The organism is Archangium sp. (genome assembly GCF_036389735.1).
In the GTDB taxonomy this organism is placed as follows: domain Bacteria; phylum Myxococcota; class Myxococcia; order Myxococcales; family Myxococcaceae; genus Archangium.
Window position 1 is genome coordinate 1 of sequence record NZ_DASVWK010001101.1, and the last position, 9,487, is coordinate 9,487.

Annotated in this window: 10 protein-coding genes and 2 pseudogenes; 6 read left to right on the plus strand and 6 right to left on the minus strand. The window is 69.8% G+C overall.

Annotated features, from left to right (window positions below; translation table 11 throughout):
- Together VF794_RS39560 and VF794_RS39565 are read right to left on the minus strand one after the other, a co-directional pair.
- A pseudogene (locus tag VF794_RS39560) lies at positions 1-844 on the minus strand (PAS domain-containing sensor histidine kinase); the annotation flags it as partial.
- Positions 841-1,791, minus strand: coding sequence for an ABC transporter substrate-binding protein (locus VF794_RS39565; protein WP_331118862.1), 951 nt, complete (start codon positions 1,789-1,791; stop codon positions 841-843). The gene VF794_RS39565 and the pseudogene VF794_RS39560, both read right to left, overlap by 4 nt.
- 354 nt (positions 1,792-2,145) lie before the next feature.
- On the opposite strand from VF794_RS39565, the gene VF794_RS39570 reads away from it, so the two are divergent.
- The 6 genes and pseudogenes from VF794_RS39570 (at position 2,146) to VF794_RS39595 (ending at position 5,979) form a co-directional block, all read left to right on the plus strand.
- Complete coding sequence (locus tag VF794_RS39570) at positions 2,146-2,517, plus strand: response regulator (RefSeq protein ID WP_331118864.1); 372 nt, start codon at positions 2,146-2,148, stop codon at positions 2,515-2,517.
- 36 nt (positions 2,518-2,553) lie between these two features.
- Positions 2,554-3,135, plus strand: coding sequence for a GAF domain-containing protein (locus VF794_RS39575; protein WP_331118866.1), 582 nt, complete (start codon positions 2,554-2,556; stop codon positions 3,133-3,135).
- 174 nt (positions 3,136-3,309) lie between these two features.
- Positions 3,310-3,459: pseudogene (locus VF794_RS39580) on the plus strand (CheR family methyltransferase); the annotation flags it as partial.
- A gap of 26 nt (positions 3,460-3,485) precedes the next feature.
- Positions 3,486-3,767, plus strand: coding sequence for a CheR family methyltransferase (locus VF794_RS39585; RefSeq protein WP_331118868.1), 282 nt, complete (start codon positions 3,486-3,488; stop codon positions 3,765-3,767).
- Positions 3,764-5,470 (plus strand): methyl-accepting chemotaxis protein, encoded by a 1,707-nt coding sequence (locus tag VF794_RS39590; RefSeq protein ID WP_331118870.1) that lies wholly within the window; start codon positions 3,764-3,766, stop codon positions 5,468-5,470. The genes VF794_RS39585 and VF794_RS39590 overlap by 4 nt, the downstream gene beginning before the upstream one ends.
- A 5-nt stretch (positions 5,471-5,475) precedes the next feature.
- Positions 5,476-5,979 (plus strand): chemotaxis protein CheW, encoded by a 504-nt coding sequence (locus VF794_RS39595; RefSeq protein ID WP_331118872.1) that lies wholly within the window; start codon positions 5,476-5,478, stop codon positions 5,977-5,979.
- Between the two features lie 13 nt (positions 5,980-5,992).
- Here VF794_RS39595 and VF794_RS39600 read toward each other — a convergent pair whose 3' ends face one another.
- From VF794_RS39600 to VF794_RS39610, 4 genes are all read right to left on the minus strand, one after another.
- Positions 5,993-7,864 carry a methyl-accepting chemotaxis protein gene (locus VF794_RS39600; protein ID WP_331118873.1) on the minus strand — a complete coding sequence of 624 codons (1,872 nt, stop codon included), beginning with the start codon at positions 7,862-7,864 and terminating at the stop codon, positions 5,993-5,995.
- A gap of 142 nt (positions 7,865-8,006) precedes the next feature.
- Positions 8,007-8,339, minus strand: a complete 333-nt coding sequence (locus VF794_RS41830; protein WP_414641016.1) for a DUF4240 domain-containing protein — start codon at positions 8,337-8,339, stop codon at positions 8,007-8,009.
- A 133-nt stretch (positions 8,340-8,472) separates the two neighbouring features.
- Positions 8,473-8,982, minus strand: a complete 510-nt coding sequence (locus tag VF794_RS39605) for a PTS sugar transporter subunit IIA (RefSeq protein WP_331118875.1) — start codon at positions 8,980-8,982, stop codon at positions 8,473-8,475.
- A gap of 199 nt (positions 8,983-9,181) precedes the next feature.
- Positions 9,182-9,487, minus strand: a 306-nt coding sequence (locus VF794_RS39610) for a DUF6232 family protein (RefSeq protein ID WP_331118877.1), incomplete at its 5' end; no start/stop codon positions are given.

Genomic DNA, 9,487 nt, shown 5'->3' on the forward strand with positions numbered 1-9,487 from the left:
CCTCCAGGTCGAGCCCGATGAGGGCCTCCACCGTGGAGTCGAGCAGCAGTTGGATGCGCTCCTGGTTCTCCTTGAGCCGCTGGCGGCCGCGGCCGATCTCCTCGGTGATTTCGTCGAAGGCCCGCCCCAGCACCCCCAGCGCATCCTCGCCGCGCGGCCCCTCGCTCGCGCGCGGCTCCCCCCCCACCACCCGGCGGGCCGCGGCCGCCATGTGCTGCATGCGCCGCCCGAGCACGAAGAAGAAGAGCCACATCGCCCCGGCGATCAGCACCAGCAGCAGGCTCGACCGCAGCGCCACCCCTTCCACCTGGTGGCGGTTGGCCGCCTTGAGCCGGGTCAGATCCTGCTGGAGGATGAGGAACCCCACCCGCTCCCCCTCCGGACCGATTCCAAGCAGGACCGGGTAGGCCCCCACCACCCGCCGCCCCTCGGCGTCCACCTCCACGCTGCCGGCCATGTGCTCGCGGGCCCACTGCATCCGCGCGACGTGCTCGGGACGGGCAAGCTCCGGCCAGGCCTCCGCCACCGGCCGGCCCAGAAGGGCGAGCCGGGTGGAGGCCAGCACGTCGAGCTGCTCGTCGATGAGCAGACCGATCTCCAGGTCCGGGTGGGAGCCCATGCCGGCCACCCTCGCGCGCACCGAGGAGAGCTGTCCGCTCTGCAGGAGGTACTCGATCGTCCCCTGCATCTGCGTCAGCCGCAGGGTCACCGACTCCATCTCCTGCGCCTCCACCCGCCGCTCGCCCAGCGCGGCATCCCGGTGCAGGGTGTAGAGGCCGACGAGGACGGTGTAGAGCACCAGGAGCAGGCCCCAACCCCCTCGGCCCGGCAGCCAGGACTTCATGGCGACACCCGGAGGAGCGACGAGGCGTCGAGCAGGAGCGAGTCCTCCCGCGGCCGTGACGGCAGCAGCCCGTCCTTGACCATCACCGCCCTCAAGCGCTGGAGGGTCTCCAGCAGGCGCGGTGGATTGCCCGTGAGCTGCTCGTGTTGCTCCCGCGCGTCCAGCAGATGCACCCCCGCCAGGGCCTCACCGAACCGCCGCGCCTCCAGCCCCAGCCGTGGCGCCATGCGCTTCACCGCCTCGTCCGGGTGGGCCTTCTGGTAGTCGAGCGCGGCGAACCAGCCTCGCAGCAGCACGTCGATCCGCTCCGGGTGCGCATCGCGGTACCTCTTGCGCACCACCAGCACATCCAGGATCTCCCCGGGGATGAGCGAGCTGTCGAAGAGCACGTGCGCGCCCGCGTCGACCAACTGCTGGCACTTGGGCTCGAAGGTCACCACCGCGTCCACTTCCCCGCGCCGGTAGACCTCCTCGTGGGAATCGAGCCTGGCCGGCACCCGCCGCACATCCTCCGCTTGCAGCCCCGCCCGCTCCAGCGCGCGGCTGAGCATGTACAAGCCGAGCGCCATGTTCTCCAACGCCACCCGCCGGCCCTTGAGCTCGGCGAGTGTCTTCACCTCGGGCCGGGCCACCACGCAGTCCGCCCCGTGGGAGGAGTCCAACACCAGCACCACCTGGGGCTCCAGTCCGAGCGCATCGAGGCGCAGCGCCTCCTCCAGGGTGAGCGCCACCGCGTCGATGGCCCCGTTGCGGAAGGCCCGGATCATGTCCGCGGAGTCCAGGTACTCCACCAGGCGCAGGTGCTCGGGGGGGTACAGGCCCTGCTCCCGGGCCAGGAAGAGGGGCTCGCTCCCGGCCCAGGGCACCGTCCCCACCATGAGCGGCGCTCGGGGGGAGGGAGTGCACGCATACAACGACAACAGCAGGAGCAAGGCCCCTGTTCGCATGACGATGGCCTTCACCAGCGCTCATGAGCCCTACAGCCCGAACGCTTTTTTCCACGGTACTACCAGCGTCACGGACCTGTCGCGCAACCCCTGGTAAAACCAGGGAAGACCCGGGGGCAAGTGCTCCAACCACCTGGGGCACCAGGCAGGGGGGCCTTGTGTCAGGTCCCCGGGTTGACGTACTTGTGACAATCAGGTCCGATCAGAACGGAAAGTTTCCATGGGGGGGAACCAGGCCTGGCCAGACAATGACTGGCACCTGACGCGTTCCACGGAGCAGCCGCCAGTGGGCGTCAGGTCCCTCCGGACCATCCGCCGGGCCGGTTCCACTTCCTCCTGCCGAGTGCCTCCTTCATGCCAAAGAAGAAGATCCTCCTCGTCGATGACTCGAGCACCGTGCTGCTGCTGCACAAGATGATGCTCGCCGACCGTGATTACGAGCTGCTCACCGCGCGCAACGGGCAGGAGGCGGTGGACAAGGCGCTCGCCGAGCGTCCGGACCTCATCTTCATGGATGTCGTCATGCCGCGGATGAGCGGGTTCGAGGCCTGCCGCGCGCTGCGCGCCCGCGAGGAGACGCGCGGCGTGCCCATCATCATGGTGACCACCCGCGGCGAGCCCCACAACGTGAAGGAGGGCTTCGACAGCGGCTGCACCGACTACATCACCAAGCCGTTCAACGGCGACGAGCTGCTGAGCAAGCTCCAGAGCTACCTCAGCCCGTAGCGGAGCACGCGCATGCAAGCACAGGAGCGGGGGACCATGCCCACCATGCCCGAGGGAACGGAGCACCTGACCGCGAGCCTCCACGAGCTCCGGCGAGACAACGAGCGGTTGCAGGGGCAGGTGCATCAGCTGCGCTCCGAGCACCAGAAGCTCGCGGTGCAGGTGGCGCACCTGGCCCGGCTGTACAGCGCCAGCTGCCGCCTGCACGAGCCCGAGGAGCGGCCGTTGCTGGCCGAGATCATCGGGGAGATCATCAAGGATCTCATCGGCGCGGAGGAGTTCGCCATCTTCGAGCTGGAGCCAGGGGCGCCAGTGCTCTCGCTGCTGGGCTGCCTGGGGGTGGACCCGGAGCCGCTGCGACGCGTGTCGGTGGCGGAGGGCCTCATCGGACGCGTGGCACGGACAGGGACGCGCTGGGTGGCCGAGACGGCGCCCACCCGGGAGGCGGAGCCCAGCGCCTGCCTTCCCCTGAAGTCGGACGGCCGGGTGCACGGAGTGGTGGCCATCTTCCGGCTGCTGCCGCACAAGCCGGGCTTCACCCCGGCGGACAGGGCCCTCTTCGAGTTGCTGGAGACGCAGGCGGGCCGGGCCCTCCACGTCGTCCGCGCGACCGGGTAGAGGCGACGCGTTTCCATGCAAATCGCCCCGTGGCCCGTCACCCCACAGGAATTCACCCTCTACCAGGCGCTCGTCGCGCGGGAGACGGGCATCCACCTGGGGCCCACCAAGCGGGCCCTGCTGATGGGGCGGTTCTTGAGCCAGTGCATCCTCCCCGAGCACGTGGCCCGGGCCATGAAGGGAGGCCCTCGGCGGGTACGCGTCTGGAGCGCGGCCTGCTCCACCGGCGAGGAGCCCTACTCGCTGGCCATGGCGTTGCTGGCGCACCTGCCCCCCCACGCCGGGTGGGAGGTGGAGGTGGTGGCCACGGACCTGTCCACCTGGGCGCTGGAGCGCGTGCGACAGGGGCCGTGGCCCGTGGAGAAGGCCCGACACATCTCAACGATGAGCGCACCTGGCCGGCGGGACCCTTCGACCTCATCTTCTGCCGCAACGTCCTCATCTACTTCGGGGCCCAGGCGCGAGAGCACGCCCTCCAGGCCCTGCCGCGACGCCTGCCCCCGACGGGCCACCTCTTCCTCGGTCACGCGGAGAGCATCACCAGCAACACCGCCCCGGTGCGCTGCGTGGCTCCCAACATCTACCGCCGCACGCCACTCCCTCCCCCTGCCCGCACCGGCTCCAACTCATGAACTGGTTTCACAACCTGAAGATCGCCACGAAGCTGCTCCTCGCCTTCCTGATCGTCCTGACCCTCACCGTCTTCCTGGGCATCTTCTCGGTGTTGCAGCTCGCCGATGTGCGCGAGAACTCCCAGCAGATCTCCAGCATCTGGCTGCCGGGCATCGCGATCCTCGCGGACCTGAACACCGACACCTCGGACTTCCGGCTCGCCCAGTTCGAGCGCGTCCTGGCGACCACTGCCGAGCAGAGGGCCCAGGCCGAGCGGAACCTCGAGCAGGAGCTCCGGGATGTGCAGAAGGGGCTGGCCGCGTATGAGCGGACCCTCACCTCCGAGCACGAGCGGCGGCTCTACGCGGACTTCAAGCAGGGGTGGGAGCGCTACTTGAGCAAGCACACCCAGGTGCTGCGGCTCTCCACGCAGGAGCAGCTCGAGCAGGCCCGGGGGATGATGCTCGGGGAGATGCACGCGGACTACGACGCCTTCAACGGCAAGCTGGCCGCGCTGCTGATCCTCAACCGCGACGGCTCGGACGCGGCGGCGGCCCGCGCGGAGGCCACCTACGTGTCGGCGCGGGTGTGGATCATCGGCGTGCTGCTGGTGAGCACGGCGCTCGGCCTGCTGCTGTGCTTGCTGCTGGCCCGGGCCATCTCGCGGCCACTGGCGAGCGCGGTGGTGGTGGCCAACCGCATCGCCGAGGGAGACCTCACCACGCGCATCGTGGTGGAGACGGAGGACGAGACGGGTCGGCTGATGGCGGCCATGCAGCGCATGGTGCAGAAGCTCGGTCAGATCATCGGCGAGGTGCGCGAGGGCTCCGGCGCGCTGGCCTCGGCCGCCACCCAGGTGTCCGCCTCCTCGCAAAACCTCGCCCAGGGCACCAGCGAGCAGGCCCTGAACGTGGGGGAAATCTCCACCAACCTGGAGAAGATGACGACCACCATCACCCAGAACCGGGAGCACAGCCGGCAGATGGAGCGGATGGCGGTGCAGGGCGCCAAGGATGCCGACGAGAGCGGCAAGGCGGTGAATGCGACGGTGGAGGCGATGAGCTCCATCGCGGAGAAGATCTCCATCATCGAGGAGATCGCCTACCAGACGAACCTGCTGGCGCTCAACGCGGCGATCGAAGCGGCGCGCGCGGGCGAGCACGGCAAGGGCTTCGCGGTGGTGGCCACCGAGGTGCGCAAGCTGGCCGAGCGCAGCCGGTCGGCGGCGCGGGAGATCTCCGGGCTGGCCTCCGGCAGCGTGAAGGTGGCGGCGCGCTCGGGACAACTGCTGGTGGAGCTGGTGCCCTCCATCCGCAAGACGGCGGACCTGGTGCAGGAGATGGTGGGCGCCTCGACCGAGCAGGCCAGCGGCGTCAGCCAGATGAACAAGGCCATGCTGCACGTGGATCAGGTGACGCAGCGCAACGCCTCGGCGTCCGAGGAGCTGGCGTCCACCGCCGAGGAGCTGTCCGCCCAGGCCGAGGCGCTCCAGCAGCTCGTCTCCTTCTTCCGCGTGGGGGACGAGGAGTACTCCTCGCGAGCGAGGTCGCGGCGGCAGGGCGCCGGAGGCCCGCCCAGTGCCTACGCGCCCTCGTTCTCTCGCGAGCTGAAGCACGCCGCCAGCGCCCAGCACGCCGTGGCCCCGGGACTCCCGACTCCCCCTCAGGTCCAGGCCCCGCTCCTGGACGAGAACCGTGACTTCAAGCGCTTCCAGGTGCCGTGATGAACATGCCCGCTCAAGTCAGGTCCTCTCAGTATTTGAGCTTCTTCCTCGCCGGGGAGGAGTACGCCCTGGGCATCCTCCAGGTGAGGGAGATCATCGAGTATGAAACCGTCACCCGGGTGCCCGGCATGCCGGCATGGGTGCGCGGCGTCTTCAACCTGCGAGGCCGCGTGGTGCCGCTGGTGGAGCTGGCCACGAGGCTGGGGTTGCCGCCCAGCCCCCCCACCCGGTGGAGCTGCATCGTGGTGGTGGAGGTGAGCCGAGGGGAGGAGCGGCTGGTGCTGGGACTGCTGGCCGACACCATCGGGCAGGTCCTCGAGCTGAAGCCCGAGGAGGTGGAGCCACCGCCCTCGCTCGGCGTCCCCCTCCACAAGGACTACCTGCTGGGCATGGGCCGGTCGGGGACCAACTCCAAGTTCGTGCTGCTGCTGGACATCGACAAGGTGTTCAGCACCCAGGAGCTGCTCCAGGCCCGTGTGCCGCCCCTCCCGGTGGACTCGCCCGCCTGATTCGTTCGGCGGCTCAGACGCGGAAGCTGGTGACCACGGCCTTGAGTCGCTCCAGGGACGTGTTCACCTGCACCACCGCCTCCTCGGCCGTCATCGTCGACTCCACCACGTCGCCCATCATCTGCGACAGCGTCGTCATCACGTCGGTCATCTGCGCGATGCCCGCGTTCTGCTGCGTCACCGAGGCCACGATCTGCTTCGCCGCCTGGCTGCTCTCCTGTACCACCGTGGTGATCTCCCGCAGCCGGTCCGCCGACGTCATCACCTGGGCGATCCCCGCCTCCATCTGCTGACTGTCCTGCTCGGCGATCGACACCGCCCGGCGGATCGCCTGGTTGATCTCCAGGAGGATCTTCCCGATGCGCTGCGTGCTCTGCACCGACTGACCGCTCAGCGCCCGCATCTCCTGGGCCACCACCGCGAAGCTGCGCCCCTCCTCCCCCGCTCGCGCCGCCTCGATGGACGCGTTGAGCGCCAGCACGTTCGACTGGTCCGCCAGGTCCCTCACGCTGCCGATGATCTCACCCGCCCGCGCCGCCTGCTCCGACAGCTGCGCCACGCTGCGCATCAGCGCCTCCACCCGCGAGCGCAGCTCCCGCAGCCCCCGCGCGCTGCTCTCGATGGACTGACGCCCCGAGGTGCTGAACTCGTCCGCCTGCGCCGCCACCCGCAGCACCATCTCCGCGCGGCTCGACGCCAGGTTCGACGTCTGGGCGATCTCACTCATCGTCGAGCCCGCGTCGGACAGGCTGCGCGACTGGTGGCTGAGGAAGGCGAGCTGGCCCTGGCTCGCCACGGTGAGCCGCTTCACCGCCTGCGTCAGGTCCTCCACCACGCCCTGAAGCGTCAACGGCACGACGCGCAACCGCGTCACCAGCCCCTCGATGCCTCGCGCCAGCTGGCCAATCTCGTCCTGCGAGCGCACATCGATGTGCTGGGTGAGGTCTCCCTCGGTGGCGATGCGCGTCGTCACCTCCGTCAGCCGGGTGAGCGGGCCCACCACGCCTCGCGCCAGCCAGGACGAGAGCGCCCCCAGCGCGAGGATGCACAGCACCACCAGCGTGGCGATCCACCGCTCCCGCAGCTGGCGCAGCAGGGCCATCCTCTCGAAGGACTTCTGGAGCCCGGCGTGGGCCCACTCGCCCGAGCCGAGCAGCAATCGCTGAAGCGTCGCGTGGCGCTCCATCGCCTGCTGGAAGGCCGCCTCCGCCTCCGGCTGCCGCCGCGCCGCCAGGTCCACGGCGCGCTGCCCCTCGGCCAGGAAGCCCCCGAAGGCCTCCCGCAGGGCCTTCACCCGGGACTCCTCCATCACCGGGTTGTCCCCCTGGCGGGCCAGCTCCTGCTGGAAGGTCTTCGCCTCCTCGCCCAGCGCCGCCAGCAGCGCCACGTCCCGCGCCAGGTAGGCCTCGCGCAGGGCCCACTTGAGCGCCGAGGCCCGGGCCTCCAGGCCCCTCACCCCCACCAGCGCCGGCGTGTACCCCTCGACGATTCGCGCGTCCATCCGTGCGGCATCCCGCTCGAGCACCATCGACATCCCGAGGATGATCAACAGGAAGAGGGTGGCCACCACTGGTAGCAGTGAGACCTTCTGCTTGAACGTCATCTCCCGCGCTCCCGTGGGCAAACCGCTCCGGACGAGCCGTAGGATACCGGATGCGCTCGCCAGACGCGCCAGCCCCCCTCCCTGGAGGGCCATGGCCGCTGGCTGGGGCGAAGGTGACCCCTCTGGGGTCTCCCCGAACTTCCCCGCCCGGCGGGTAGACGACCTTCCGGGCGCCGCCTCCGGAGCGGCCTGCCCCTGGACGCCCTCGATGGAGAGGGCGAAGTTGGCGCCGAACACCTGCGCCGGGGGCGTGTGGTCGTCGAACGACCCACGGCGAGGCACCCTACCCCTTCTCTCGATACCGGACCCAGAGTCTGGGGAATCTCCGCGCGAGGTCACCCCCGTCCTCGCTGCACGGCTCCCCCCAGCGGGAGCGAGCGGGGAACGCCCCGCGTACGTGGGAAGCTCGCGCCCTGTCAGCTCTTCATAAACGCGAGCTGGCACCCCTGGGAATTCCTCGAAGAACACATCCTCGACACCCGGTGCATCCGCGATGCCCAGGAGTGACGATGATGTACGCCGCGCCCCACAGCTCCCACCGGAATGCGACGTTCATCAAGTCGAAGACGTGGTTGCGGAACTCGATGACCTCTTCAGGTGGGAGCTTCAACAGCAGCTTCCTGAACGCCCCGCGTTGCCGCTCCCTGTTCCCATCAGCCCTGGTCGGGTCGAATCCGCGTCTGGATGACTCGACGAGCTGCCAGAACCATTGATGTCCATGCAGCAAGCCGTCCTTCGAACTCTCGCGCCAGAGCAAGACTCAGCGCATCTGGGTCATCGAAAACGACAGCCCTCCATCGCATCAACAGTCGCATCGCACCCCTCCGTTCGCCGTCCGGACGACGGCGCCGGGGCACGAGGGTAGCAGCCCTGCCAGGAGGGTTGAGCCTTCAGTGGCCCGCGGAGGGCTGGTGGTGGGCCTCGTGACGCTGCTGGCTGGCCAGGTAGGCGTCCTCCGCCTGGACGAAGATGGCGCGGATGGAGGCGGCGTCGGGGGCAGCCACCAGTGCCTGACGCAGGCGGGTGTCCCGCATCAACGCGGCGATCCGCGCGAGCACCCCCAGGTGCGTGCCCGCCGTATGCGCCGGGGACACCAACGTCACGAAGAGCCGCACCAGCTTCCCGTCCCGCGCCCCGAAGTCCACGCCCTCGTGCTGGACCGCGACACAGGCCGTCACCTGCCGCATCCGCTCGACGCGGCAGTGCGGAATGGCCACGCCCTCACCCACGGCGGTACTGGAGATGCGCTCCCGGGCCACCAGCTGCGCCTCGAGCTGCTCGCGCGGGGCCTTCGTCCTCGCCGCGAGCATCCCGGCCAGCTCGTGCAACACCTCCATCCGGTCCCGAGCCTGGAGCTCCGGACGGATGCAGTCCTCCGATAGATAATCGGTGAAGCGCATCACCCACCTCCCCATGAACGCACGCCCACGCTCATGCTCGGAATGGTGGGACACATCGGCAACCCCTGGCGTTCCCAGGAGCCCCCTCGCGCCGCTTACGGTGTCCTGTGGCGCACCGGCACTGCCTTCGGGCGAGCGGCACCGCGACGGCGGTCGTCCGAAGGTCCACGAAACGGGCGGGGAAGCGTCCCCGAGGCCCTCAGCGCACCAGGGCCAGCCGGTGGGCGGGCACCACGGGACTTGGCTCGGGGTGCTCCAGCACATCGCCGAGCGCCTCCACCACCCGAGCGAAGAGCTGGTGGTCCTGGCAGCACAGCACCTGCCGCTCCCCCTCGGCGGTGCACACCGTCAGCCACCAGGTGTCCGCCGCCACCACCAACCGGACGATGGAGGCGAAGACGAGCACCGTGGCCACCACCAGCGCCGCCGTCACCCGGAACGAGCCCGGCTGAAGCAGCAGTGCCGGCACCACCAGCGCCGCCGCCAGCCCCATCACCAGCGGCAG